Annotated in this window: 28 protein-coding genes and 5 pseudogenes; 27 read left to right on the top strand and 6 right to left on the bottom strand. The window is 37.8% G+C overall.

Features of this window, described 5'->3' with window-relative positions; translation table 11 throughout:
- Nucleotides 1-22 precede the first annotated feature (22 nt).
- Nucleotides 23-1,405 (bottom strand): NADP-specific glutamate dehydrogenase, encoded by a 1,383-nt coding sequence (gene gdhA, locus JCM19033_RS18800; protein ID WP_083465586.1) that lies wholly within the window; start codon nucleotides 1,403-1,405, stop codon nucleotides 23-25.
- 848 nt (nucleotides 1,406-2,253) lie between these two features.
- Entirely contained in the window at nucleotides 2,254-2,502 is a 249-nt protein-coding gene (locus tag JCM19033_RS18795) for a hypothetical protein (protein WP_054637456.1), read from the bottom strand.
- Between the two features lie 869 nt (nucleotides 2,503-3,371).
- Here JCM19033_RS18795 and JCM19033_RS23780 point away from each other — a divergent pair.
- The 10 genes and pseudogenes from JCM19033_RS23780 to JCM19033_RS18755 all read left to right on the top strand — a co-directional run bounded on the left by JCM19033_RS23780 (nucleotide 3,372) and on the right by JCM19033_RS18755 (nucleotide 11,562).
- Nucleotides 3,372-3,527: a hypothetical protein gene (locus JCM19033_RS23780; protein WP_157049970.1), complete on the top strand. Its 156-nt coding sequence runs from the start codon at nucleotides 3,372-3,374 to the stop codon at nucleotides 3,525-3,527.
- Nucleotides 3,524-4,426: pseudogene (locus JCM19033_RS18790) on the top strand (ABC transporter ATP-binding protein). The gene JCM19033_RS23780 and the pseudogene JCM19033_RS18790 overlap by 4 nt, the downstream one beginning before the upstream one ends.
- Nucleotides 4,419-5,534 (top strand): ABC transporter permease, encoded by a 1,116-nt coding sequence (locus JCM19033_RS18785; protein ID WP_269758387.1) that lies wholly within the window; start codon nucleotides 4,419-4,421, stop codon nucleotides 5,532-5,534. Before JCM19033_RS18790 ends, JCM19033_RS18785 begins: the two are co-directional and overlap by 8 nt.
- Nucleotides 5,535-6,478: 944 nt before the next feature.
- Entirely contained in the window at nucleotides 6,479-7,426 is a 948-nt protein-coding gene (locus JCM19033_RS18780) for an ABC transporter ATP-binding protein (protein ID WP_054637455.1), read from the top strand.
- On the top strand, nucleotides 7,423-8,160 hold the full coding sequence (locus JCM19033_RS18775; protein ID WP_083465585.1) for an ABC transporter: 738 nt from the start codon (nucleotides 7,423-7,425) through the stop codon (nucleotides 8,158-8,160). Before JCM19033_RS18780 ends, JCM19033_RS18775 begins: the two co-directional genes overlap by 4 nt.
- Nucleotides 8,157-8,843 carry an ABC transporter permease gene (locus JCM19033_RS18770; protein WP_054637454.1) on the top strand — a complete coding sequence of 229 codons (687 nt, stop codon included), beginning with the start codon at nucleotides 8,157-8,159 and terminating at the stop codon, nucleotides 8,841-8,843. The genes JCM19033_RS18775 and JCM19033_RS18770 overlap by 4 nt, the downstream gene beginning before the upstream one ends.
- A 49-nt stretch (nucleotides 8,844-8,892) precedes the next feature.
- Nucleotides 8,893-9,831 carry a sensor histidine kinase gene (locus JCM19033_RS18765; protein ID WP_269758386.1) on the top strand — a complete coding sequence of 313 codons (939 nt, stop codon included), beginning with the start codon at nucleotides 8,893-8,895 and terminating at the stop codon, nucleotides 9,829-9,831.
- A 2-nt stretch (nucleotides 9,832-9,833) separates the two neighbouring features.
- Nucleotides 9,834-9,998: a hypothetical protein gene (locus JCM19033_RS26560; protein ID WP_269758385.1), complete on the top strand. Its 165-nt coding sequence runs from the start codon at nucleotides 9,834-9,836 to the stop codon at nucleotides 9,996-9,998.
- Nucleotides 9,999-10,016: 18 nt separating this feature from the next.
- On the top strand, nucleotides 10,017-10,625 hold the full coding sequence (locus JCM19033_RS18760) for a response regulator transcription factor (protein WP_054637453.1): 609 nt from the start codon (nucleotides 10,017-10,019) through the stop codon (nucleotides 10,623-10,625).
- 218 nt (nucleotides 10,626-10,843) lie between these two features.
- Nucleotides 10,844-11,562, top strand: a pseudogene (locus JCM19033_RS18755) (polysaccharide deacetylase family protein).
- A 107-nt stretch (nucleotides 11,563-11,669) separates the two neighbouring features.
- Here JCM19033_RS18755 and JCM19033_RS18750 read toward each other — a convergent pair.
- Nucleotides 11,670-12,671 carry a tRNA-dihydrouridine synthase gene (locus tag JCM19033_RS18750; protein WP_054637471.1) on the bottom strand — a complete coding sequence of 334 codons (1,002 nt, stop codon included), beginning with the start codon at nucleotides 12,669-12,671 and terminating at the stop codon, nucleotides 11,670-11,672.
- A gap of 877 nt (nucleotides 12,672-13,548) precedes the next feature.
- Here JCM19033_RS18750 and JCM19033_RS18745 point away from each other — a divergent pair.
- From JCM19033_RS18745 to JCM19033_RS18695, 12 genes and pseudogenes are all read left to right on the top strand, one after another.
- On the top strand, nucleotides 13,549-13,950 hold the full coding sequence (locus tag JCM19033_RS18745) for an Rrf2 family transcriptional regulator (RefSeq protein WP_054637452.1): 402 nt from the start codon (nucleotides 13,549-13,551) through the stop codon (nucleotides 13,948-13,950).
- Nucleotides 13,951-13,983: 33 nt separating this feature from the next.
- Entirely contained in the window at nucleotides 13,984-14,340 is a 357-nt protein-coding gene (locus tag JCM19033_RS27695) for an FAD-dependent oxidoreductase (protein ID WP_306301401.1), read from the top strand.
- Nucleotides 14,288-14,542, top strand: coding sequence for an FAD-dependent oxidoreductase (locus JCM19033_RS27690; RefSeq protein ID WP_306301400.1), 255 nt, complete (start codon nucleotides 14,288-14,290; stop codon nucleotides 14,540-14,542). The genes JCM19033_RS27695 and JCM19033_RS27690 overlap by 53 nt, the downstream gene beginning before the upstream one ends.
- A 20-nt stretch (nucleotides 14,543-14,562) precedes the next feature.
- Nucleotides 14,563-15,135 (top strand): class I SAM-dependent methyltransferase, encoded by a 573-nt coding sequence (locus tag JCM19033_RS18735; protein WP_269758394.1) that lies wholly within the window; start codon nucleotides 14,563-14,565, stop codon nucleotides 15,133-15,135.
- Nucleotides 15,136-15,376: 241 nt separating this feature from the next.
- Nucleotides 15,377-15,817, top strand: coding sequence for an SRPBCC domain-containing protein (locus tag JCM19033_RS18730; RefSeq protein WP_054637450.1), 441 nt, complete (start codon nucleotides 15,377-15,379; stop codon nucleotides 15,815-15,817).
- A pseudogene (locus JCM19033_RS28475) lies at nucleotides 15,818-15,928 on the top strand (ArsR family transcriptional regulator); the annotation flags it as partial.
- Nucleotides 15,929-16,272: 344 nt separating this feature from the next.
- Nucleotides 16,273-16,740: an SRPBCC family protein gene (locus JCM19033_RS18720; protein WP_054637449.1), complete on the top strand. Its 468-nt coding sequence runs from the start codon at nucleotides 16,273-16,275 to the stop codon at nucleotides 16,738-16,740.
- Between the two features lie 28 nt (nucleotides 16,741-16,768).
- Nucleotides 16,769-16,945, top strand: a complete 177-nt coding sequence (locus JCM19033_RS24500; RefSeq protein ID WP_198153573.1) for a hypothetical protein — start codon at nucleotides 16,769-16,771, stop codon at nucleotides 16,943-16,945.
- A gap of 238 nt (nucleotides 16,946-17,183) precedes the next feature.
- Nucleotides 17,184-17,462: a helix-turn-helix transcriptional regulator gene (locus tag JCM19033_RS18715; protein WP_054637448.1), complete on the top strand. Its 279-nt coding sequence runs from the start codon at nucleotides 17,184-17,186 to the stop codon at nucleotides 17,460-17,462.
- 92 nt (nucleotides 17,463-17,554) lie between these two features.
- Nucleotides 17,555-17,938, top strand: coding sequence for a VOC family protein (locus JCM19033_RS18710; RefSeq protein ID WP_054637447.1), 384 nt, complete (start codon nucleotides 17,555-17,557; stop codon nucleotides 17,936-17,938).
- A 772-nt stretch (nucleotides 17,939-18,710) separates the two neighbouring features.
- Nucleotides 18,711-19,331 (top strand): RsiV family protein, encoded by a 621-nt coding sequence (locus JCM19033_RS18700; RefSeq protein WP_054637445.1) that lies wholly within the window; start codon nucleotides 18,711-18,713, stop codon nucleotides 19,329-19,331.
- A gap of 487 nt (nucleotides 19,332-19,818) precedes the next feature.
- Nucleotides 19,819-20,934, top strand: coding sequence for a D-alanyl-D-alanine carboxypeptidase family protein (locus JCM19033_RS18695; RefSeq protein ID WP_054637444.1), 1,116 nt, complete (start codon nucleotides 19,819-19,821; stop codon nucleotides 20,932-20,934).
- A 204-nt stretch (nucleotides 20,935-21,138) separates the two neighbouring features.
- Here JCM19033_RS18695 and JCM19033_RS18690 read toward each other — a convergent pair whose 3' ends face one another.
- On the bottom strand, nucleotides 21,139-21,351 hold the full coding sequence (locus tag JCM19033_RS18690; RefSeq protein WP_054637443.1) for a hypothetical protein: 213 nt from the start codon (nucleotides 21,349-21,351) through the stop codon (nucleotides 21,139-21,141).
- A 344-nt stretch (nucleotides 21,352-21,695) separates the two neighbouring features.
- Here JCM19033_RS18690 and JCM19033_RS26555 point away from each other — a divergent pair, with 344 nt between their 5' ends.
- The 4 genes and pseudogenes from JCM19033_RS26555 to JCM19033_RS18670 all read left to right on the top strand — a co-directional run bounded on the left by JCM19033_RS26555 (nucleotide 21,696) and on the right by JCM19033_RS18670 (nucleotide 24,237).
- A complete protein-coding gene (locus JCM19033_RS26555; protein WP_269758384.1) occupies nucleotides 21,696-21,983 on the top strand; it encodes a TetR/AcrR family transcriptional regulator in 288 nt (95 codons plus the stop codon).
- Nucleotides 21,984-21,994: 11 nt separating this feature from the next.
- A complete protein-coding gene (locus JCM19033_RS26550; protein WP_269758383.1) occupies nucleotides 21,995-22,270 on the top strand; it encodes a hypothetical protein in 276 nt (91 codons plus the stop codon).
- A 409-nt stretch (nucleotides 22,271-22,679) separates the two neighbouring features.
- Nucleotides 22,680-23,179: pseudogene (locus JCM19033_RS28470) on the top strand (rhomboid family intramembrane serine protease).
- 110 nt (nucleotides 23,180-23,289) lie between these two features.
- On the top strand, nucleotides 23,290-24,237 hold the full coding sequence (locus JCM19033_RS18670) for an SDR family oxidoreductase (protein WP_054637440.1): 948 nt from the start codon (nucleotides 23,290-23,292) through the stop codon (nucleotides 24,235-24,237).
- Between the two features lie 102 nt (nucleotides 24,238-24,339).
- Here the strand turns inward: JCM19033_RS18670 and JCM19033_RS18665 are convergent.
- Nucleotides 24,340-24,959, bottom strand: a pseudogene (locus JCM19033_RS18665) (NAD(P)-dependent oxidoreductase).
- Between the two features lie 312 nt (nucleotides 24,960-25,271).
- On the opposite strand from JCM19033_RS18665, the gene JCM19033_RS18660 reads away from it, so the two are divergent.
- Nucleotides 25,272-25,472, top strand: coding sequence for a hypothetical protein (locus tag JCM19033_RS18660; RefSeq protein WP_054637439.1), 201 nt, complete (start codon nucleotides 25,272-25,274; stop codon nucleotides 25,470-25,472).
- Nucleotides 25,473-26,399: 927 nt separating this feature from the next.
- Here JCM19033_RS18660 and JCM19033_RS18655 read toward each other — a convergent pair.
- Complete coding sequence (locus JCM19033_RS18655) at nucleotides 26,400-26,912, bottom strand: TetR/AcrR family transcriptional regulator (RefSeq protein ID WP_269758381.1); 513 nt, start codon at nucleotides 26,910-26,912, stop codon at nucleotides 26,400-26,402.
- Nucleotides 26,913-26,971 lie beyond the last annotated feature (59 nt).

Genomic DNA, 26,971 nt, shown 5'->3' with positions numbered 1-26,971 from the left:
AGCAGAATGTATGTGTCGTTTTTTATATGACTCCTTGAGTAATCATAGCATCAGCAACTTTTTTAAACCCTGCTATGTTTGCTCCAACAACCAGGTTGCCGGCATCACCATATTTTTCAGAAGCTTCCATCGAAGTACTGTAGATATCTTTCATAATCTCTTTCAACTTAGCGTCTACTTCTTCAAATGTCCAGGAAATACGGCCACTGTTTTGAGCCATTTCTAATGCAGAAACTGCTACTCCTCCAGCATTAACTGCTTTTGCTGGGCCAAACAATACATTATTATTTAGAAATACTTCAACCGCTTCAAGGGTAGACGGCATATTTGCTCCTTCACCAACGGCAATTACTCCGTTACTAACCAAAATTTTAGCAGAGGTATCATCTATTTCATTTTGAGTAGCACATGGCAAAGCAATATCACAAGGGATCGTCCAAACACCGTTACAGCCTTCATAAAATTCAGCTTGAGGGTTTTCGTTCAAGTATTCATTGATTCTTTTGCTTTCTTGTTCTTTCAGTCTTTTAACGAGATCAAGGTTTATACCGTTTTTGTCATAGATATATCCGCTTGAATCACTGCATGCGACTACTTTTGCTCCTAATTCTTGAGCTTTTTCCATTGCATAAATAGAAACATTTCCTGATCCGGATACAACTACGGTTTTGTCTTTTAGAGAAAGTCCTTTATCTTTTAGCATTTCATCTACAAAGTAAACCGTTCCGTACCCTGTTGCCTCTTTTCTAGCTAAGCTTCCTCCGTACTCAAAGCCTTTTCCAGTTAGGACACCTGCCTCGTATGCACCACGAAGCTTTTTATACTGACCAAACATATAGCCGATTTCACGAGCACCTACGCCAATATCTCCGGCAGGAACATCGGTGTCTGGTCCAATATGCTTTGATAATTCAGTCATGAAGCTTTGCGTAAATCGCATGATTTCTGTATCGGATTTTCCTTTAGGATCAAAATCCGATCCACCTTTTCCTCCGCCAATGGGCTGGCCAGTCAGGGAGTTCTTAAAGATTTGCTCAAACCCCAGGAATTTAATAATACTTGCAGAGACGGAAGGGTGAAAGCGGAGTCCGCCTTTATACGGTCCAAGCGCACTGTTAAACTGGACACGAAATCCACGATTAACCTTTACGTTACCCTCATCATCCATCCATGGAACACTAAAAGTAATCATTCTTTCGGGTTCAATCATACGCTCGAGTACATTGTTTTTCCGGTAGACAGGATTCTCTGCTAAAAAAGGAACGAGCGAGTCAAAAATTTCCTTCACGGCCTGGTGAAATTCTTGCTCATTTGGATTCCGTCTTCTCATTATTTCAAAAACATCATCTACATACTGCTTTGTGATTTCTAACTCAACTTGTTTTACTGCTTGAAAAGTAGTCAATCGTAACGCCCCTTTGAACACGTAAATATTTTAGTAAGATTTTCTGACGTTCAATTCTGTCATCCTATAAATTAATTGTAAGAAAATTTAACAACCTATTTATTATCTTATGTTTAAAAAGATAAGGGAACAATATACAAATTAGATTAATTATATGCCGAAAGCGCATGAATGGTGAGCTGGATTAGCAATAAGTCATGCAGTCCCCTCCAAAACATACATTGTTTGCACCTTAGAAACCGTTACCACAGGCATTCTTAACCTATTCTAAGGCTTTTTTTGAGTCTCCTCAACGTGCTAAACATGATTACGTGCAAGTAATATAAGGAAATTAAAGAAGAGATTAACTTTGGTAAGAGGAGGGAGGAGGGAGTTATACTTCCTTTTTGTGGTAGAAACATTAAATCAATTGTCACAAAAATTTAAAATTTACAAGAAAAATATTCACACTTGGTTTTATGGAAGGATTTCTTACAGACACCTTGGTAATATGTAATATCTGAGGTTAGGGAAAAATGAGCTTTGAGAGAGAGTCTTTTTAACATTGTCTCCATTAAGGTCTTTTTTACATATTTTCTACGATGAAAGGCTAACAGAGAAAGTCACTTGATAATTGGCTTACGTTAGCAGGGAAAGCAGAAACTCAAAAGAGATATAATGGAAACTTTACATTAGAGATGATAAGCGTCTATCACAAGTTTATGAACATAGGCCAATTATATTTACCAGAAGAGAAATTCAACTTCGACAGGTTATCTAATGAAGAACGTATACATAAAAAAAACTTTTACAAACTTCCTACCATTACATCATGAGCTGAACTCGTTGATTTTATTTTAATCGTGGACTTACTTTCTGGATAGTTCGTACGTATGTAATATGCATAACAATATTGGAATATTATCTTTTTCCTCTAAAAAAAGAATCTCCACATTTCGAGGAGGCATTCTTTTGTCAAACTTCATTTCAACAATTTTAACGCCACTTTTTAATAAAATTGTAGTCATATCCCCAAGATCTCTTTCTATTTTATATTCATCTGAACCTATCTTAAATTTTGCCCTGGGATGGGTTCTAACTTTACTAATATTTTGCAATCTAATAAATTCCAGTTTTTCAGATTGACAATTGTAATTATCTACTTATGTCTACTAAATGTAAAATGTCCTTAGATTGGGCAACTACCTTCCCCTGTTTTTTACCACTATGTTTGTGTCAAATTTTGGGATTATCGCATTTGAAATTCTTTGGAAACGATTTTTAAAATATTTTTGCAAGATAAAACTTCTGTACCTGTATTCATTCTGACTTTAATTTCTTTGGTTGAATTAATTAGCGCGGGCATACTATATTCTATTCGTTCCATTATTTACATCCCTTTCAGCTATGTAAATCTAAAGCTGCCTTTTGACGAGTTAATATAAAGGTAAAAACAGGTCAATTTTTCTCCCGTTATAACCTTTACCATGAGTAGAATAAGCTGGAGAAAAGATATTTAGAAAAAGCTTTTTTGATTAATTTTTATTGCTGATCAATTTCTAAGATAACCTAAAAAAGGATGGGGAGTAGACCATTCTTTCTTAGTTGGTTAAAGGTGTTTACTTATTAACATATTTTATTCTCTAGTGAAACGTAATGGTAGAAATAACCGTATGTATGTTTGTCCCTGATGGCATTAATAAGGTCGATCCCCCTGGCTATTACTTATCATCCTGGGTATTGTTATTTTGTAATCACACTGTAGAAGGAAAAAAGTGTGGTGGTGCAATCATACTTTCTTCTATTAAATGAAGAGAGTTATACCGTATATAAATTGTTTTTCAAAAAGGGGGAGTAGAATAATAATTTACCAAAGGTAGAAAAAATACTTTTGCTTTCTTCACCTAAGTGTTATGGTGTTTATATAAACATATACACATGGAAGTAGGCGTACTATGGTGCTAAATCATTGTTGTGTTACTTTCTAATGGAACAATCAGTGGCCATATCGTTGGAAGTGCTACTAGTTGGGGTAATGGAAGATGCTCATTCCTGGATTCCTTTTTTCTTGCTATTTGAAGAAGTAAGTAAAGAAAAAATGAACCTAGGGAAAAATGTGACTAAGGAAGTGGATGGAACATGACGCTTGAAATAAGCAATATAAAGAAAAAGTTTGATAGTACTTATGCTGTTAATGATATCTCTCTTACAGTTGGAAAGGGAGAGATGTTTGGAATGCTTGGCGCAAATGGGGCTGGAAAAACAACCACCTTTCGAATGATCCTCGGACTCCTTGACCCTACGGAAGGAGACGTGACCTGGGATGGAAAACGAATAACCTACAAAAGAACACATTTAGTTGGGTACTTGCCGGAGGAACGTGGTCTCTTCCCAAAACTGACAGTAAAAGAACAATTGTTATATTTAATGAGCTTAAAAGGGATGAAAAAGAAAGAAATCATAAAAGAACTGCGTCTTTGGCTTGAGCGTTTTCAAGTTTTAGATTATGAAAATAAAAAAATAGAAGAAATTGTCTAAAGGCAACCAACAGAAAATACAGTTCATATCTGCCGTGTTACATAAGCCAGAATTGCTTATTTTGGATGAACCATTTAGTGGACTTGACCCTGTTAATTCGGAGATGCTGAAAGAAGCGGTACTCGACCTTCACCGTGAGGGCACGACAATAGTTTTTTCTAGTCATCAAATGAGCAATGTAGAAGAACTGTGCGAAGATCTTATTATGCTAAAAAGAGGGAAGCCTGTTTTACAAGGAAGATTAAAAGATATAAAACGCTCCTTTGGTTTGAAAAGTATTAGTATTCATGCTGACTATGACTTAAGTTTTTTGAAGCACTGCCAGGAATCTTATCGGTAAATAAAACAACAGACGGGGCTATAGTAAAAGTAGTAAACGAGGAAGTTGAGAAAGATGTGTTTCGTGTGATATTTGAGAAGGGGTTTGTACGGAAGTTTGAAATAGAAGAACCATCTTTGCATGACATTTTCATCTCTAAAGTAGGAGGTGAGGAAGATGAATAACTTTTGGATCACAATTAAACATACGGCAAGAAATAGGCTTACATCAAAAGCTTTTGTTTGGTCGACAATCCTCATTTCACTGATTGTAATAGGTTTAATGAATGTTGAAAACCTTATCACTGCCTTTGGTGGTGATGAGGAAACAGATACCTCTACTGTGGCAGTGATAAGCGAAACCGAGAACGAAGAGGTAGCTGAATTGCTCACGTCTTTAGATAGTGGAGACTTAACTTATTTGAATTATGCGGACGAAGACACAGATTCGGCCATACAGGCGGCAGAAAATGATGAGATTGATTATGTCTTAGAATTATCAGGGGCCATTCAACAGCTAGAAGCAGAGTTTTTTAGAACTGGATCTGATTTTATGTTAGGTCAACAGGTTCAAATGGATGTTCAACGAGTAAAAGAAACGGTGGTAACAAATGAATTAGGGTTAGATGAAGAAGAACTTTCCATGATTTACAATCCCATTTCTTTTCAAGAATCCTCGTTAGGTGAAAATGATGCGGTACAAACAGAGGAAACCCATATGCAATCGTATTGGATGGTTTATGGCCTTGTTTTTGTCATTTATATGATTATCATCTTATTTGGTTCAATTATTGCTACAGAGGTAGCCACCGAGAAGTCTTCGAGGGTGATGGAACTCATTGTATCTAGTGTGAACCCAATTACACAAATGTTTGGCAAAATAATCGGGATCGGAATCGCAGGATTTGTTAATATCCTGACTATAGTTGTGGCTGCATTTATTGGGTATCTCATTAGTGGGGCAACGTTTTTGGAAATGCTTGGAGGAGAAGAGATTCAATTATCCTTAGTAGGATTTGCCGTTATACTTATCGTTTTAGGATATTTATTATACGGGGGCATTGCTGCGATGCTTGGTGCGTTAGTCAGTCGGGCTGAAGAGGTGAACCAGGCTTTACAACCGTTAATCTATTTGGCCATGATCTCACTTTTCCTTGCTATATTTGGCCTGAACGTTCCGGATGCCCCTTTTGTAACAATCTTATCCTATATTCCTTTTTTTACCCCACAATTATTATTTCTGAGAATGGGAATGACAACTATCCTATATGGGAAATTATTCTTATTTTCATGATATTAATTATCAGTGTCATTTTAGTCAACCTGCTAGCTGCGAGAATTTATAAGGGGGGAGTACTGATGTACGGGAAATTCTCCTTTAAAGGAGGCATGAAGCAAGCTCTCCGCTTAGGGAGAAAAGAAAGATAATGAATTTAGAGGTTTTCTTTATGAAAGTATAATGATGGATTAGATTACCCTGGTCTAATCGAAACTTATTTGTTATGGAACAATTTTCATCCTCGTCTGATAAATACTTCCATTTTATTAAAGGGACAAATAAAGTGGTTTTTCCCACTACATTAAATAATTTTGGTAGGAATATGTATTCGCTTGTTTTTTTTATTTCATATGGAATTGGGTATTGATTATAAGAGTGTCAACAGACCAGATCTATGTATTTCACAGGGGGGTTATATCCCCCCATAATTATAACTGTTAAAATAAGAAATCAGAGGATATTCATAAACATGTGTTTTAGTTTTTTTATGTGTTTTTTTTGCCTTATTCTAATATTCTCAATAAATTTATCTCCTTATAGTCCTTTCTGTATTGCCTGTTTTTAAAAAACCTTCGATAATATTGTTCTTCTAATTATAGTGTGTAAACCCTTCCTTCTTCATCCCAATGGCACAAGAAGCGGTAACTCTTTTTATCTTTTTAAGATCCAATATTAAATTGGTAGTTGGAAACAAGGGTCCGAAAGAAATAGTACGTGCTGTACTTGTGAAGTGCTGAATTGTAAATTTCCGTTATGGTCCTTACCAATACACTTCTTATCCAAAGAATGCTCGGTTATGTTTTCTTTGATTAATAACCTATTACTCCAGTGTAGAAAGCTATAAAACCTAAGCTTCACCAAGCTCCCATCTTTCAAACATTACATTTGTAACTACTCATTATAATCGCCTTTCTTTAAGATAAAAATATTAAACATATACTATCTGGGAGGGTAAGTTGATGGGAATCGTCAATATGGAAAATATAGTGAAGCGGTATGGTTCACATTTAGCGTTGGATTATGTGGACCTTAAAATTACTGAAGGTGAGATTTTAGGGTTGTTGGGTCCTAATGGAGCGGGAAAAACCACGTTGATACATGCACTGGCTGGAACTATAAAGATAGATTCTGGTGACATTCGCGTGTTCAACAAGGAACAGAAGGCTAATTTACTCGATATCAAGCGTGAAATTGGACTGGTAACACAGGAGATATCCGTATTTACCGATTTAACAGCACAGGAAAACCTGGAATTTTTCGGTGGAATTTACGGTTTGAAAGGAAAGGAATTAAAAAAACGTGTGGAAGAAACGCTTGAATTTGTTGGGCTTATAGACCATGCCAGTAAGCTTCCGGATAAATTTTCCGGCGGTATGAAGCGAAGGCTCAACATTGCCTGTGCTCTTGTTCACGAGCCGAAATTTCTGATTATGGATGAACCGACTGTAGGGATAGATCCACAATCACGAAACCATATCCTCGACGCTATCCGTGAATTGAACCGTCGGGGGACAACCATCCTTTATACTACCCATTATATGGAGGAAATTCAGAATCTTGCCTCACGGGTCGTGATCATGGACCAGGGTCATATTATTACCCAGGGTACAATCCAAGAGCTGGTTGAAAAAATTCATCATGAAGAAAAAATCAAGCTCCAGGTAGCAGAGCCAGATGATGAGCTTTTAGAAAAGCTGCGAAAACTCGATGGGGTGAAACAAGTATCGAAAACAGGGAAGGAAATTCAGATCATTTCCCAGGCAGGGGCCGGGACCCTCGACAGGGCGCTTACTGTTGCAAAAGAGTTTGGCGGCATCCATTCTGTAACAGCGGATAAGCCTACACTCGAAGATGTATTTTTAACTTTAACAGGAAAGCAGCTCCGGGACGGAGGGAATGAAAAGTGATTATCTTAAGATCCAGCTATTTTATGTTCCGCAGGATGTTAAGGAACTATGTTGGTTTTGCTATTTTACTATTAATTCCTATCTCGCTAATAACATTGCTCGGCTTTTTAGCTGACGATGCGGTGAATGAGCAGCTTGGAATATTAGTAAAGGCCGAAGTTGCCTTTACGATTATATTTGCCTTCCAGCTATTTGGCGGTTTTTATACGATGGAATATATAAAAGAGGATCTCCTGTCCTCGTCAAGATGGAGAATGTATGCTTTGCCAATTGAAATACAGTGGCATGCGGTATCCATCTTGTTGACGAGTACAATTTTTAATATCCTTCAAGGTTACGTCATTATTTTGTATACCCAGTTTATGTACAGTATTGATTGGGGCAATCATTTCTTTATCTTATTAACATTGACAGCTGTTGCACTATTCTCCCAACTTGTCTTTTTGAACCTTGTATTAGGCATTAAGAAATACAAAACGGCGGATAGATTAGGGACAACATACGGTATTGCTGTTTTGGTGGTGGCAGGGGTATGGTTCCCATTGCCAGATAACCTAATATTTAACTTTCTGTCTACCTATGGCAACCCCCTTTCCCTTGGAGAAAACATGGCGTACGCCAGCATGGCAGGGGAAAACCTGGAAATAGGAATCATTAGCATTGGAATCTTGCTTTTTTCTTCTGTCATTCTCCTAATTACATCTTCTTATCTAGGAAAACGGAGGCTTTTATGACTATCTTTACCTTTGTTTTTAAACGTTTTTTCCGCCAAAGATCAAATTTGCTTTTTCTGCTTATTCTGCCGGTAGGAGTGATGTTTCTTCCTGAGGGGGAATGGCCTCCGATTCCACTTGGCTTTCAATACTATGGCATTTTGCTTATGTTTATTGCTGCTAAACTTGCTGGTATCATCATGCAAGACCGTTACGACAAAGCATTGCTTCGCCTAAGTATTGCACCGGTTACTCATTTTCAATACTTGCTGCAAAACCTGTTAGCTTATTTTCTCATTCTGACCTTGGTGAACATTGCTGCTGTTTTAACAGGTGTGATTGTGCATGGGAATAATACTCCATCACCAGTCCTTCTGTTTATAATCTACTCATTTTTTACACTGACAGCTTTAGGGTTTGCTTTAGCATGGATTTCTCTTTTCCATAACAAGGAAACTGCATTTGCTGTGGTTAGTGGTGTGATTGTCCTTATGGCCATGACTGGGGGAGTCATGTGGCCGGTGGAACTAATGCCTGAAGTTCTCCAGCGCGTGGTCATGGTGATTCCCACATACTGGTTAGCGGAAGCGATGCGGGTGGTTTCCTTTGATGTGCCAGTGGAAGAACTGGCTGTGCCTTTAGTCATGATGCTGTTGTTCAGTGCAGCATTTTTGCTTTTAGGAAGCAGAAGAAGGATTTCCTGAGACATTTGGTATAATAGATGGCAGAAACTAGAGGAAAGTGTGTGCGAGAATGATGGATCTTAAGGAGAAATGGACTTCAGGAGCAGTTGTGCTTATTTGCCGAAGCCTGGGGTTACTACTGCTTTTCCTGCTGTGGCTCAGAAGTGATGGCAGTGAAGCTGGTATAATCCTTCTAGTTTTTCTTGCAGTCATGTCCATAGCCCGCTGGAGGTTCAATGTGCCGGAATCGGCGGTCCTCGTTGACCAGGTAGCCTGCTTCGTTGCATTTATCTTTTGGCCTCCGGCTGTTTTCTTACTGGCTCTGCCGCTGTTCGAAGCTTTTTTAGCCAGATGTTTATGGTGTAGTATTCCCGTAATTATATTCGTCTTTGTTTTTCCAGAAGCAGTGACTTTATCATTGATTACTGTATTCATTCAAGCAGGGGTGACTGGGGCTATTATCGGCGGCTGGAGGGAAGAGACAAAGAAATACCAGCGGGAAGCAGACCGGCAGCGAAAGGATCGGTACGAACTGGAGAACTTAAAAGAAGAGCTTCTTGCAGCGAATGTACAAGGAGTGCGGATGGCAGAGCTTAGTGAACGGAATCGAATTGCCCAGCAGCTTCACGATGAGGTTGGTCATGAACTCACCGCATCAGTTTTGGCTTTGCAGGCTTTTGAACAGCTCTGGAAAGAAGGGGACCCCGCGTCAGAGGAAATGTTCGCCCAGGCGCAGCAACGAATCAATAACAGTGCCTTCCATCTGAGGGAAACAGTACATAACATGAAGCCTGTCAAAGAACTAGGTATAGATGGGTTGGAGGAGATCTGCCGCCGGTTTGAGTTATGTGCTGTCCGTTTGCACGTTTATGGGGATACTTCCACTGTGCCTTCACATTTATGGACTGTTCTTTACCCGTGCTTAAAGGAGGGGCTGACCAATATTTTCCGCCATGCGGTTAACCCAACGAAGGTCGAGGTGACGTTGGACATCAGCCATACATCGTGAGGATGTCCGTCTATAATGATGGGGTGGTAGATGGAAAGGGGAAAAGGTTTGACGGAGTCGGCCTGAGAAACCTCCGCCAAAGAGCAAAAGCTGTTGGCGGCAGTATCACTACAGATGCCGGCGATGGATTCCGGTTGATATGTGTACTTCCTTTAGATAGAAAATAGACGGAGGAGGACCAGGACTTGAAAATAATAATTGCAGATGACGATCCGCTTGTGTGCAAGAGCTTGAAGGTGCTTCTTTCTCGCGAAAAAGATATGGTGGTTCATGGTACTGCAGGCAACGGTGCTGAAGCGATCAGCTTATGCCGTGAGGACCTGCCCGATATTGTGCTGATGGATATCCAGATGCCAGTTATGGACGGCATTCAAGCCACCCGGCAGATAAAGGAAAATTGGCCGCAAGTTCGTGTCATGATGCTGACAACCTTTAAAGATGAAAAAAATATCAGGCTCGCCATTTCTGCAGGAGCAGAGGGGTATGTGATCAAATCAACCTCTGTATCAAGCATGGCACAGCAGCTTCGCGCCCTAATGTCCGGTTCCACAATTTTAGGTGCGGATGTGCTGAAACAGCTCATCCAACCGGCAGAAAGAGAAGGGTTGGAGCTGTTGACTTCACGTGAAAAGGACATTGTTGTACTGGTTGCCCAGGGCCTAGCCAACAAGGAAATAGCGGAACAGCTGTTTATTGGGGAAGGGACAGTCAGAAACACCTTGTCGATAATATTGGAAAAATTAGAGCTTCGCGACCGGACCCAGCTGGCGATTTACTACTGGAAAAAGACTTGAGGTGGGAAGGGAGCAAAGGAGAAAGCACAAATCAGATACTGGAGATTGCCCATGGGGTTCCTCAGGTGAGAGCTGATAATACACGTATGAAGATGGTAATAATAAGCTGCTACACCGGATGTGTTAATTTAAAAGAGCTAGAATTAAGAAAGACAGAATACCTGTTTTGAAAAGGAAACATTGTATTAAGTGGAATATCGTTTAATTATGGGGGACAAATGAAAAAAATAATAAAAATCAGCATCTTTATCATCATATTATCGATTGCTGTCAGTTATTTAATAAATGAATTATCTCAATCAAGATCGTTCCAATTCTTTGGTGGTTTAGTTACTAGTGTAGAAACAGACGAGAAAGTCGTAGCCTTAACTTTCGATGATGGGCCTGGGGTAAATACTCATGAAATTTTAGATATACTAGGAAAACATAATGTCAAAGGTACTTTCTACTTAACAGGTTATGAAATTGAAAAAAATTTTGAAGATGCGAGTAAAATCGTGCAAGAAGGACACGAAATTGGAAATCACTCTTATTCCCATCAAAGAATGGTTTTTAAATCTCCATCTTTTATTAAAGCTGAAATAGATAAAACGGATGAGCTAATACGACAAATCGGTTATGGGGGAGAAATCACTTTCCGTCCACCTTTTGGGAGAAGGTTAGTTTTGTTACCGTATTATCTATCCAAGCAAGATAGAAATACGATTTATATGAATATCGAGCCTGATTCTTATCCCGAAATTGCTGATGATGAAAAAAAATTGTAAACCATGTTGAAGAGAATATAGAACCTGGCTCAATCATTCTATTGCATGTCATGTATGAAAGTAGAAGAGAATCTCTCAATTCAGTAGAAGGTATTATTACTTCGTTAAAAGAGGAAGGGTATAAATTTGTAACAATCTCGGAACTGTTAAAATATGAAGTGCAAGAATGATATTGTAAAAATCCTCAATGGATGCGTTTCTGTCATGAGCAGGAACGTTTTTCTTTTTCTAAATGAAAAAAGAGGAAAGCACTAGCTCTCCTCTCTCTTTTGTCTATTTAAGAAACAGAAAATCCTTTCTGCTCTTTCACTCCGTCTTTCTCTTTATTAAATTCATCAAGTATGGCCCGCACTTCATCAGTGGAGTTCGTCTCCATCAATCGATTTCTCAACTCGCTCGCACCTCTGAAACCACGAACATAAATCTTGAAGAAGCGGCGGAGAGGTTTGAAAATCCGTGGTTCGAGTTCTTCGGAATATTTATCATGAAGATCGAGCTGCAGCCTCAAGAGATCGAGTAGCTCTTCACTGGTATGCTCTCTTTTCTCTGTTTCAAAGGCAAATGGGTTGTGGAAGATACCCCGTCCGATCATAACACCATCCACGCCGTATTTTTCAACGAGTTCTAATCCCTTTTGTCGGTCAGGAATATCTCCGTTGATCGTTAGTAACGTATCCGGAGCTACTTTATCACGGAGCTGCTTGATCTCGGGAATCAACTCCCAATGGGCATCAACATTACTCATTTCCTTTTTCGTGCGGAGGTGGATGGACAGATTGGTAATGTCCTGCTCCAAGATATGCTTCAGCCAGTCGTGCCATTCATCAACTTCCGTATACCCAAGACGGGTCTTTACACTGACGGGGAGTCCGCCTGCTTTTGCAGCTTGGATAATTTCTGCTGCCAGCTCTGGGCGCCGGATCAGTCCACAACCTTTCCCTTTCGTCGCAACATTTTGCGCCGGGCACCCCATATTGATATCTACGCCACGAAAGTTCATTTCAGCCATTCTGATACTCATTTCTCGGAACTTTTCAGGCTTGTCTCCCCAAATGTGAGCAACAATTGGCTGTTCGTCTTCTGTGAACGTCAGACGCCCTCGCACACTGTCAATCCCATCCGGGTGGCAGAAGCTTTCTGTGTTTGTAAACTCTGTAAAAAACACGTCAGGCCTAGCGGCTTCACTGACAACATGACGGAACACGACGTCCGTCACCGCTTCCATTGGTGCCAATACAAAAAATGGACGAGGCAACTCATGCCAAAAATTTTCTTTCATCATCTATCCGAACCCTTTCTCAAAGGAAACTGTGTTCCTGAAAATAAAAGTTGAAAATATTGAGCTTATTCATTACTAATGACAGTCCTTCACTGTATATATACTTTAATAGCATCAATCAAAAAGTTCAAGTGTATAACTCATCCATAACTTTATTAAAGCTACCCCTCTAAGATCACTGCACAGTACAACGATATTGGCAATTTCAATCATTAAGAGACAGTTATGCTTAGAGTAATCGTCATTCTTCTTTTCCACATTATAAAACGCTAGCAAGATGCGTAACGAAAACCCACCAATAAAGCAACGAAGTGCAATAAAGTTGTGTTGATTATGATTAGAACAAAGCTTCCCGTTACATGCCAAACTAATAAATATTCAAAAGAACGAAAAAGATGATAGTAAAGCCTTGATGGCCAAAGAGAGAAAATCCCATAGAGGATTATCTAAACGGGGAAGTCTAAGAGAAATCGGGAAGAGCTAAAAGGACAGCTTTGGAAGATACAATAAATCCATATTTTTTTAAGACATGCTTTTGTAATATTATCATTAAATAATGGAGCAAAACTCCTAGCTATTCAAAAATTATTAGGTCACAGATCACCTGATCCAGCTCTAAGGTACGCCAAAATTTCTCATGAACGAAACGTGAATAGTATAAAAGATATCTAATTCAAAAAGAGTGGTTGTCATTAGACAGATACTGGGCAACGAACAAATAAAATTTTCTATTTTGTGAAATATTGTACTTAAGGTAATGGATTTTAGTCGACGTTTAATAACCCTCAAGTTGACTTCCTTTATGTCAAGTGATAAACTCAACCTCATTATAGATATTAAGAGTCTTTAATATCCTTTAAGTGTAAGGAGGTTATGTATGAGGTATTCAAACGCTACAAACTACGCTCTGCATACGATGGTCCATTTAATGCTGCAGCCTGGGGGGAGCTCAGTGGGAGTGCAGGAATTAGCCGAAATGCAGCACCTTTCTCCGACGTATCTTTCCAAGGTTTTAACCAAACTTACGAAAGCGGGTTTGATTGAATCGACTCCTGGCGCGAAGGGAGGTTATAAAATCTCCAAAACAAAACATGAAATATCCTTTTTGGATGTTATTCATGCGATTGAAGGAGAGACTAGCTTATTCGATTGCTCCATTCATCATCAAGGCTGCTTGATTGAGAACGTCATGAGACAGGCAGAGGAAAATATGAAAACTGAACTGGCATCAAAGCTTCTGATCGATATTGCTAAAGAGGCAGAATCAAAACAGAAATAAGAAAAATATACATTTATTGAGGGAGGGAACAAGATGATATTAGACTGCGCTGTGATTGGCGGAGGACCGGCTGGGTTAAATGCTGCTTTAGTACTTGGAAGATCAAGACGTAAAATGGTCCTGTTTGATGACAACAAACCGAGAAATGCGGTGACTTCTGAGTCCCACGGGTTTATCACAAGGGATGGTATACATCCCCAGGAATTCAAAAGGATTGCCCAAGAAGAATTAAGTAGGTACCCGGACGTGAGGTTGGAACGGCAACGGGTGTATCGTATAAATAAAGAAAACAACTTGTTTCAAGTAGAAACAGAAAACGGGGAAGTATCAGTGCTCCGTGAAGGAGGGTTTATCACTGCGGAGTGGAAACAAACAGGCTGCTTCTTTTGATTCACTCGATTATACGTTAAATGAGCAGGGAGGGATTACAACTGACAGCTGGCAACGCACGAACATAGAAGGACTGTATGCCTGCGGTGATACGCGAATTGCCGGTCCTTCCCAGTTAATTAATGCGGCAGGGGAAGGTAGTATGGCTGCCATTGCTGTGAATGCAGCACTTATTGAAGAAAAATTTAGCCAGGAGAAATAGAAAATAGGAGGATTTATTTGATGCATCACTCACATGGTAAACACAGTAAAGGAAAAGTATCGTACTTGGAAAGTCCCGAAAGGAGAAAGGAATTCTCTCCAGAGCAACTGCTGAACATGATTCCTTTAAAAGAAACGGATAGCATGTTGGATTTTGGCGCTGGAACCGGTTATTTTTCCATCCCTGCGGCGAAAAGGATTAAGGGCAACGTATACGCACTTGATATCGACGCTGCTATGCTGGAAATAATAAATGAGAAAGCTGCGGAGGAACAGGTGACAAATATTGTCCCAGTGCAGGGGAGTATGGAGGCACTTCCTTTAGCAGATGGTTCTATCGATATCATTATTGCTTCTCTGGTCCTGCATGAAATTCAGCCCCTCTCAGCGCTATTACAGCAAATGAAAAATGTACTGAAAAATGAAGGCTATCTAATCTGTCTAGAACTTGAACCAAAGATAAGTTCCGGGAAAGTGCCGAGAATTACCTTGGAAGGAATGGAGCGTGAAATGAACGAAGCAGGATTCAAAGTAATGGGGAAATTCTTTCCGGCAGAATCTCTATACATGCTAGTTGCGCAGAAGACGGAGTAAGCAATTATTTTTTCCTCTAATTAAGGATATTAAGTGTCTCTAAAGTATGTAATTGATTCTTCATATAATACACAAATGATTTTTTACTGAACAGTACAACAATACTGGTAAGATAAAAAATCTTAGAGATGATCACTTTTATGGGTGGTCGTCTTTTGTATTTGACGGATACTGTGCAACAATAAAGGAAATATAAAAAGAACGTATTGTAGACATGAAACCAAATGGTTTAATTTAATTTATGTTAAATGGGGTAATAAAAATGGAAACACTACAAGATATTAAGCAAACAGTAGTATTTGAAGCGCCTATACAAAAAGTTTGGGATATGGTATCAACTTCCGAAGGGATTGAATCATGGTTTATGCCAAATGATTTTGAACCTAAAGTTGGACATGAGTTCCATGTACAATCCCCTTTTGGTCCATCTCCATGTATAGTTTTAGAAGTGGATGAACCGAACAAAATTTCGTTTTCATGGGACACAGATGGTTGGGTCGTTTCTTTTCTACTTAAAGACTTGGGTGAAAAAACGGAATTTACACTTATACATGCTGGTTGGAAAACTCCAGATACTGTCCTTCCAAAAGCAAACGAGAAAAGTTCTGTTATTCGTGAAAGAATGGATAATGGTTGGGATGGGATTGTTAATGAAGGACTTCGAAAGGTTGTTGAAGGATAAGTGACAGCAGTAAAGCATGATGTCTTTCAAGCTATTGCTGATCCAACTAGAAGAGAGGTTCTCCGCTTGCTTGCCAAGAAGGAATTAGCAATCTCGGAAATAACTTCATATTTGGAATAATAAGATGTCAATCCTTAAACATGTAGTTGAAAATGATAATGAAAATTGTTTTAAAGATACAGAAGCGGACCGTGAATAATGGTAGTTACAATGGCAAGTGGTGTCTCAAATTCGATTTTTACTTTTTAGACATCACTCTGGATTGGAGCTTAGCAGCTGCCCCGCTTTTAGGCGATGACATAAGTGGATTTTTAAAACATAGGCGATCGGAGAGCGAAGCAGTTGCGTATCTCTCTAGGACTTTTTAAGCCCCTAGTGTTATGATTATTAAATTTTATATAGTTTACCATTGACACACGTGGAATATTAACATTAGAAAAAAGGAGGTAACACACATGAGTAACTATGGCAGTCTCCATGAAAAAGAAGGAAGACCCGTTTTGGTTTTTGAACGCAAATATCCAGTTAGTCCTGAAAAAGTATTTCGTTTTATAACGAATCCAGAATACTTCACACAGTGGTATCCATTTGCAACTGGAGATATGGATCTTAGGGTTGGTGGAAAGATAAAGTTCGATGACGGTGAAGGTTCAATTTATGAGGCGGTTATTACCGAACTAAATCCTCCATATTCTTTTTGTTTTCGGGAAGTTGATGATTTGTTAGAGATAAGCCTACATGAAGATGATCAAGGGTGCGCCTTGACGTTTAGACATACGTTTGATGATCGAACGATGGCGTTATATATAGCTGCAGGATGGCATAGGTGCTTGGATGTCCTTGGTCAATTAATTCACGGTCGTACAATAGTATGGGAAAATAATGCACTTGAATTACGTGAATACTACAAAAAAAGTTTGTAAAAAAAGGTTACTTAGTTATCTTACATATATGTTAGTCGAATGCACAATAAGATTGACGATCAACAATGTTGGTCGTTTATTTCTGTTGAATTCACGTATGAGCTTATTTGTTGCAGACACAAATATCCTGGTAATGATTAAAAAGGCGATCACTTTTTTGGGTGGTCGTCTTTCGTATTTGACAGACACTGTGCAGCAAGGTTGACCAATATTACTTATATGAAAGACCAGCAATAAATGGATGAAGGATGTGTCTTGAGAAAGAAACTAGTTATAAAAGCAGATAGGATGCTCATTTTCCTAAAGCGTTTTTCCAACAGAGACTATTGCACATTGTTAATTAGTTTATAAAATGATTTGAATGATAACTTCTTTAGTTTATTATGCAACCTTTTAGTTGCTTATGATTGACACGCAACCTCATGGTTGCTTATACTCGATATATGAACTGGGACAAAGACGCTATATTCAAAGCACTTAGTGACTCCACTCGGCGGCTTATATTAGACGAGCTATCTGAACGCAATGAATTAACGTTGTATGAACTTACAACACGTCTCATTATGAAGCACGACCTTTCCATCTCACGACAAGCGATAGCAAAACATCTTACTGCATTGGAAGATGCTGAGCTCGTAAAATCAAAAAGAAAGGGGAAATATCGAGTACTTATATTTAACAATGAGCCACTTAAAAATTTGCTGAAAGGCTGGATTGAGTAACTTTTCTAAAAACATTTAACGGTTTTTAGGGTTTATGCTCCAAGCTCGATCAATAGTAGAGCATCAATTAAATATTAAGGGAGGAAAAACATTTGAAGATTATTGTTACCAGTATATTCGTAGAAGACCAAGACAAGGCATTAGAATTTTATTCAGAAACGTTGGGATTTGTAAAAAAGCATGACGTTCCTACAGGAGAACATAGATGGCTTACGGTGGTTTCACGAGATGAACAAGACGGAACTGAGCTTATACTCGAACCGAATGAACACCCAGCAGCAAAAGAGTATCAACAGAAATTATTTGACGATGGAATTCCAGTAACAATGTTTGGTGTTTCGGATATTCACAAGGAGTATAAACGATTAGTGGGAAAAGGAGTGCAGTTTACTATGGGTCCAACAGAAATGGGACAAATTACAATAGCTGTCTTCGATGATACTTGCGGCAACCTTATTCAGATAATACAGCAGTAAATTCATTTGGGAAGGAACAAATACCAAACAAAGTTTTTTGCTGCATAGTACAACCATATTAGCTATACAACAACAATCTTGAGACGATTACGCCAAAAGTAATTGTCTTTTTTTATTCAAAAGATGACTTATCATATTTAGTTTTATCAAATAAATCATTGCCACAATCATTAATTAAGAAACACAAAAGTAAAAAAAATAAAGCTCTCATAATTTTTGCTTGTCCAATATGTAAATCGTTTATGAAGGTTATTGATTTTAAAAGTTTAAACTGCTCAACTTACCATACGTTTGATTTGCCAAGCAAGGATATATGAACTTGACAACTCACACAGTAAACACCAAGTACAGCAAAGGTAGCACAAAGGAAACTTATTACCGAAGGTGGATTTTATAAACCATTAAGCCATGAAATTGCCAAAAATTATAAATGAACACCTTTTCATTCCTTATGACAAAAAAATAATCTCTATACTTGATACAGGGTGTGGCGAGGGCTCTCATCTTTCTAGTATTTGCGATATTGTTAGGACAGACTTTTTGAAAAGTGTAGTAGGATTCGGAATAGATATTCCTAAAATAGTACAAAAAAGTAGCGAACTCCTGGTTTTAAAAGGGAGCGGTTCACACATATTTCTGAAAAAAATATAAAAATAAGATGCATTTCATGAGCTTTTAAAAACAAATTTACTACATAGTAAATAAGGAAATGAAATATCTTCTCTTGTCCCTGAATACCTTTAAAGGAATTCATGTACAATGAGGTGATTTGATGAATTCCTTTCCTGTTCCTCCTATAGTGGTCACCGTATCCTGGAAGTTTCCCTTGTCTGTGGTTTATTTTCCTCAATTGTTTGGCGTGCCTTCATTCATTACCCAACAAACAATAAACCGAAAGATTACGAGCAAAGTAACAGAGCTTCTTCAAAGCTTCGCTAAACTAGGTTACCTTCATTGGGGAAAAACGTCGGTAAATGGCTGCTTTGAAATAAAAAACCTGCAGAGAAATGTTTTGAGTCTTACTCTTGGTAGTGAAGCCAAGATGCCTGGTATGGCACATCCTGCAAGTGCATTTTCTTCTCTCAGTTTTGATTTACAGACGGGAGAAGAATACGAACTGAAGGATTTGTTTATACCAGGGAGTCCGTACACTGAACGGCTATCCTTGTTAGTTAATGAGCAGATAGAAGAGCTTCAAATACCGGTCTTTGAAACTCCTGTAACAGTGAGTGAAAACCAGGACTTTTATATCGCTGATAAATCTCTTGTCATCTTTTTTCAGAGGTATTCGATCAGTCCTGGCTATGCAGGTTATCCAATGTTTCCCATTCCTATTTATAAGCTTGACGATATCATAAATGAAGAAGGTCCTTTAGCAAGGATGAGAGGATAGAAGCAAAAATATTGATACGAAAGTTTCTGGAAATAAAACATTAGTAATACTAGATAATAGTAATAAGTGATGGCTGCTTCCTTTCGCGGGAAGCAGCTATTTACGTTTAGTATGCACGAAGTGACGCTCTTATGCCTGGGTGGAAAAGCGTAAGTAAACACCTCATATGAATCGTGAGTGATGTAAAAGTTGTTAGTCATGTTATTGCTCTTTTACTTTTTATATAAAAGTGTAAAATGTTATTTGACATGGTTCTGCAAATTTTTTTCGTTGAAAGAATTATTTTAAAGACAAATCCTATCCCATGTACACCCTATTGGTTTTCGTTCTTCACAGTTTTTTCATACTTTTTATTTAGTGTTAGGATGAGAAGGTTTTGTTTTATTGAGCGGTATAATAAATACTCCCGCCTGTAAAACAATTATCTGTATAGTTTCCATGATATTTACTTTTATCACAAAATTAATAAAAGGGAGAAATCATACGCATGTTAGCAAGAATTCTAGTAGTCATTTTCTCAATAATCACACTATCAACTTCTTTATCAATCCAATCCTTCGCACAGGAAGAGATTACTCTTCACAGTGAAGCTGCTCTTTTAATGGATGGTAAAACAGGCCAGGTATTATACGAAGAGCAAGGACATAAACAAATGTATCCTGCTTCTATTACAAAAATAGTTACGGGAATCATGGCTCTGGAAATGGCAGACCCTGAAGAAAGGGTTACCATTAGTAAGAAATCTACTGAGGTGGAAGGAACAAGTGTTTATCTTCTAGAAGACGAGGAAGTTTCCTTGCAGCGATTGGTTCAAGGGTTAATGATTAATTCAGGCAACGACGCGGGTCACGCAATTGCAGAACATATTGCAGACAGTGAAGAAGAATTTTCAGAGAAAATGAATGAGTTTGTAAGGAAAAAGACAAATGTTGAAAACACTAACTTTACAAATCCCCACGGGCTTTTTAATGAAAACCATTATACGACAGCCTATGATATGGCTGAAATCACAAGGTATGCTTTACGAAATGATGACTTTCGAAATATAGTTTCCACGAAAGAAATGGAATGGAACGGTGAAGGATGGGAAACAGACATTTACAACCACAACCGCATGCTTTGGCGTTACGAGGGAGCGTTTGGCGTGAAGAATGGTTTTGTCCAAATGTCAGGGTTTACACTCGTAACAGCTGCCGAAAGAGACGGACATGAACTGATTGCTGTAGTGTTAAAGAGTGGAACGGCTGAGCAAAGTTATCAGGACACAGAAAAGTTATTAGATTATGGGTATAAGGCATACGATCAAGAAACACTTCCTGAAGGTAAAGAGTTTTCTTCAGAAGAAGGGACTCTCTTTTATGCACCTCATGAAATAAAATTTTCCTTAAAAAAAGGAGCAGAACCAGGTTTCAATGTAGAGGATGAAGAGAAGGGGCTCCTGAAAATAAAAGATGGTAACGATGAGATTTATGAAGTGTATTTGCCAAAGAGGAATAAAGAGTCTCTAAAAAAAGAAAAAGAGGGACTGGAAACTGAATCGGCTGAGAGAGAACTAAAATACAGTGACTGGACAAAGTGGCCCAGTTCCAGCAAAGCAGGGTAGGCTTAATGAGACCATAAGGACCTGATAAAAATTAAACCAACTATAGAAACACCTCCTCATAAAAAAATTGAGGAGGTGTTTTTACTACTGTACTTGACTAAAAGGAAAGAAGGTGAGAACAAGTGTTGACAGAAACAGTCACCCTATGAAAGAAGCCTAGAGAAAAAGGGATCAAACTCTGTTAAAAATTAGATCCAATTGATGCTAATGGCCAATTTTATTCTTATCTTTATACACACGGAAATGCACTGAATACACACCTTCTTCATCTTCTACTTTGTTAATATTTAACATTGTCACTCTATCTGTGTTTTCGCTTCTTTTCGTTTCTTCGATAAACTGGTCTATTGCTTTGCCATAATCTTCGTCATTCACTTTGATTACGTTTGTTTGATCTTGAAAACTCATAAACCTCATTTTTCTACCTCCTTTTTGGGAAGCTGTATTTGCATAAGTGACCTTTTTCATATTTTATAATAGATTGGCAGAAAAATACATATTAAGCGCTTACATTGTTTTAAAAAGAACTTTTTTCCTACATTATTTGTGAAGAACTAGAATATTGTTACCATTAGGTCATGACCTAAGAAGATATTCATTGGTTCGTTTTAGCTTTTCCAGGACTAACAACGTTGCGTACTTCCAGTTCGCCCATGTCTGCCCTTTTGCTAATGTACTATGATACATGATAAAATTAATATATAATAACTGATATATATTGGTTGATATTTATAGTATGTAAATAGGAGAGATGTACTTCCATGCCGCCTAAGACGAAATTTACGAAGGAACAAATTATTAATGCAGCATTTGAAATCGCAAAAAGCGAAGGAATTGACAGTATCACCATACGGAAAGTAGCGGATCGTTTAGGGAGTTCAATTGCACCAATTTATGTAAATTTTAATGATGTTGATGAACTTAAACAGGCCGTAGCAAATAAAGTCGTTCAACTAAGCCAACACATGATATATGAAGAAATTCCGGGAACACCTTTCGAGATATTGGGGTTGCCAGTCTTCGTTTTGCTCAGGAATATCCAGTTCTGATCAGGGATTTTGTGATGAAACCAAACGATTACTTTCAGAATCATGAGAAAGAAATGGGTAGTGACCTTGTAGAACATATGAAAAAGGATGCAACGCTTGAAGGTTTTACAGATGACGAACTGATGATGATTTTATTTAAGATGAGAGCCTTTCAAATGGGACTTACGATCATGGTTGCCAACGGGCTGCTCCCGAAGGAATTTGATTTGGACAAAATGATTGCGATCTCAGACGATGTTGCTGAAGATGTGATGATTGCTACTCGAGTGCGAAAAGAAAAAGAATAATTGGAATTGCTTACCCGAACCAAGCTTGAATATCAAGTTTTCTTGGTTCGTTTTTTTACAGTAAAGGTAATGTTATTACACGTATCAAACATTTGAGATGAAGAGGGTGCCCAAAATTTATACACTTTTGGGTGCCCTCTTTTTTCAATGTTAATATTCAGTGATTTACGTTATGCAATTTTACGTCTAACTTCCAGTTTTCCCTTCGCCCATAACCCAATTAAATGAAAATGAAAATAAAAAAGGAAAAAATTTCAATGAAAATGTATTTACAAAAACATGATTCGGCATATAAAATAATACATGATATATAACATATGTTATTTTAAATGAAATGTAAGAAGCGGGAAAGAGGGGACCAACAAAGCTATAGATGTAAAGAAAGGAAGAGGAGAGTAGACAATTGGAAATGATCCAAAGGTTGAAAAAGTCGCCTGTTACTTTGTTATTTTTTACGTTATCGTCGATGATCTTCCTTGTTGCCCGTTTAAGTGACCCAGAACATATACGGTTTCTAGCATTAAATAATGATGAGCTACCAGAAAGATGGTACACAATCCTTACCCATGGTCTTGTACATGTAGAACCTTATCATTTTTTATTAAATATGGCAGTGTTGCTGTTAGTAGGCCCGTGGGTGGAACAATTACTAGGGAAAACAGGTATTTTTCATTGATTGTTTTATGTATTTTGGCAGGCGGGTTATCCATTGTGTTATGGAGAGAAGCTGGTATTGGATTTAGTGGGGCAGGATTTGGACTACTATTCTATTATTATTTGGCATTCCCGAGGGATAAAGAGTTGATTTTTCAACTGCCGAATGTTGTATTGCCTATTATTTTATTTGGAGTTTCTATTATAGCTATTGTCTTTGGTTTGTTTGGTTCTGTTGGTCATATCCTCATTTAGCAGGTGGAATTGCAGGGACAATATGCTTGTTCTTATTTAGGAGGAAACATGGCGCTTTGCCTGCATAAGGAAGAAAACAAGGAAAGGTATATTCGAGGAGGAATATAAAAATGAAAAACAAGACGGTGATCATTACCGGGGCAAATTCGGGAATTGGGAAGGAAGCTGCGTTACGATTTGCTAAAGAGGGTTACAAGGTTATTATGGGCTGTCGCAACTTGGATATTAGTAGAAAAGTGCAAAAAGAAATCATAGAAGCCACTACCAATAATCAAGTCGAGCTGATGGAACTCGATACATCCTCCTTCGAATCGATTCGTAAGTTTTGCTCAGCCTTTCAAAGTTCCTATGAACAGCTGGACATTCTTATTCATAACGCTGCTTATTTTAACCACGGAGAACCATACCGAGAGAGTGCTGATGGTTTTGAACTCACATTTGCCACCAATGTTTTTGGTCCGTTTCTTATGACACACTTATTATTGGATCAATTGAGAAAGTCTGAAGATCCGAGAATCCTTCATGCAGGAAGCAATATCATTAAGCATTTCTTTGACACAAAACGAAAGATAGATTATTTGGATGGTAAGCACGAAGAAATCATTAAGTCATTCAGTGTGTATAAAATGTATGCCGAATCGAAAATGGCACTCACTTTATTAACGTTTAAGATGGCTGAGAAGTTTGAACAAGACGGGATCAAAGTCAATGCCTTACAAATCAATGGCGCAAAAATGTCTAAGGAAACGATTCAAAAATTCAAACCAAAGTACAAAATGATCGCCTGGGTACAAAATTTATTCATTCCACCGGCTTCCTATATGGCTGATAAGTATTTCAAGATTTGTACAGAGGAAGACTTTAAACGTACAACCGGGAAACTATTCAACGATAAACTGGAAATCATGCAACCGTCACCAAAAGAATTTCCGGGTTTCATCAAGCAAATGAAACAAATTACTGGTACCAGTGTTTATCCTGCTTATGAAGAGAACACAAATGTTAGCGATAAACTATGGGCACTATGTAAAGACAGCAGCCGCTCAAAAATTGGTTAATACTAGACTCAAGGTGATGGGTGTTGCACTTAAGTATTGATATGAAAGAACACAATCTTCACCTGAGGCAATTCCCAATCCGGAAGTAGTATAAAAGTACTATTAATAGGCAATCCCTACACGTGATTTTATATAATCGCTTGTTTGAAGCAGGCTGAATGTAAATTCCGCGGTATCCGGTACGGATATTTTAACTCCATCTTCCGGCAAAAAATTTCGCTCTATACGATATTTGCCTATTTTTTCGCCATCTGGCAAGTAGGTAGGGCAGACAATCGTCCATTCAAGGCTGATTGTTTGAGCATATCGTAAACTTTATGATGTTCTTTCGCTGCACGGGTTAACTTACGCTTTGATTCATTTGATTGATAGCGCAGGGAAGTTGGCGTGGTTCTACTTTGCAGGATACCTGCAGTTCCTATAGTTATTATACGTTTTGTACCTTCATGTTCCATTGCTTCGATAATAAGTGGCATACTTTCTGATAGAGTGGTTGTGCCATCAGTGTTTAATGCGCTTACAACCACATCACTTTCATGCATAGCCTGTGCGATATCTTCTTTATTTAAAACATTCCCTTGAATAACGTTTAAATTTTCATTATTTATTTGAATTTTTTCTGGAGTACGGACTAATACAGTAACATGATGTCTGGCGTCCAGGGCGTGAGTAACTAAATGACTTCCCACTCGTCCAGTTGCCCCTAAAAGTAAAATATTCATAAGAATGAGCCTCCTTTTGCAAATACTAATAGTTTACTATAAAATCTATACAATTGTCTTATTCAACGCTGTGTATGTTTAATAAGAAAGGTGAAAACAACAGAGTCATTACTGTACAGTAGATTGATGCTGTTGATAAATTCGCTATACTAAACCAATCTTTAAAGAAAATAGCAAATCGCGTATACATTAATTACCTTTTTTTATTGGTATTTATTCTCTAATGAAACTTAATAAATTGTTAAAATAGTTATATGGTATATTCAGAAAGGTTTATTTTATGAAGGAAATTGGTTTCAGTTAACATTCTATATGTCATACCTTTTTATATCTCACGATCTTCAAGTGGTTAGATATATTGCAGATTCTGTCGCCGTAACGGATAACGGTAGAATTATGGAAAATATCGATAATATTAATAACCTTTATCAGCTTGAGCACCCAGCTTCTCTTCGGCTCATGGATGCTGTACACGAGATACCCGAAGGAACAGAGAAGGCTGCGATACGATAGCAAAGGTTTGCCCTTACTTCGTATTCGCCTTAGTGACAGGGGGAATTCGCTACAGCAAAGGGCTGTCCCATAAGCCCATAAAATAAACTCTTCATTGTTGTCACCTTTTGTGATGCCAAAATTACGTCTAAAAAAATGAGAAGAGACATATGAAAACTCACTGTGACCGTTTGGTTGTTACTCATAAAAGTCGTCTCTTTCTAGATTCTCGTCAACACTTCGGAAATTTTGTACACTAAATAAAATTCAACCTAAAATTTCGATTCCTTAACGTTAGAGGAATCGAATTTTTGGGTTTCATTGTTCAAAGGCTCTCGCTTGTTAAATCATATTAGTATTGTTGTAGGTCATTTGTAAATTGCATTTGTGAATTTAAAATCAAGATTGGGTAATGAATTTTCATGTACAAATTTTCCTCACTATACAAGAATATTCGCTCTTATGTATATATTCCATATTTTGTTATTATAAAGTACGTACAGACAGCAGCCGCTTAAAAATTGGTTAATAACTAGACTCAAGGTGATGGATGTTGCACGTAAGTATTAATATATCTTTTACAAAAGCATTTTGAAAAACTTATGGTATCAATGCATCGGCCGTTTAGAAAAACATTCCATTGTTTAAGACTAATGCGAATCTCTTACATTCAGGAAAAGGGTGATGTCCAAATGGACTACAAGGGTGTAGAAAAGGAATACTTTATTGACGCAGGGAAATGTATCCGTCCATTTGGGCTTCTTCAACAGAAGCCCTGGTAACTTTATAAGCCCGAGCAAGGTACTGTTCAGATGACCGTTATCTAAGGTATGGAATTCCACTAAAGGTGAACCGCAATAACAATTTGTCAGTTAGTTTTAATTCCGTTGATAACAGTGTCTATGGCCTTTTTATAAAGAAGCTCTTTAGATTCTTGAGTATTGAACGCTAATAATGCTGTATCGTATAATCCGGAAATGAGGCTAATAGAATGACACTTATCTCTTCAACATTTAAGTCCTTATTGAACTCTTTTTTACGAATACCCTCTTTAATTATCTCCGAAACGACCTCAAATTCAGGCTTGAACAGTTCTACGACAAAAGATTTTTCTTTCTTTGTTGATATCATATACTCCGATAATGTTGTGATTAAAGGATTGTGAATCTCTAAACTGCATAAACGCGCCCACAAGTATAATTTATCAGTAGCCCACTCTTCTTTTACCATCAGTATTTCCCACTCGTTAATAAATTTGTTTAATGCTTGTTCTATACAGAATAAATAAAGCTCTTCCTTATTTTTAAAGTGGTAATAAATAGTTCCTTTGCTTAATTGTGTTTCAGTTTTTATATCTGACATAGATGTCGCTGCGAAGCCTTTTAATTCAAACAATTTAGTTGCTTTATCCTCAATTAACTTTTTGGTATCTTCACTATTAATTCCAGATGGCCTACTCATAAATCCTCCCACTTACTTAGTAAATTTATTATAAAAAATGTAGCTGTAAATAACATATA

Source organism: Thalassobacillus sp. C254, from assembly GCF_001310615.1.
The sequence above is the reverse complement of the archived record's forward strand: the minus strand, read 5'-3'. Positions and strand labels throughout refer to the sequence as shown.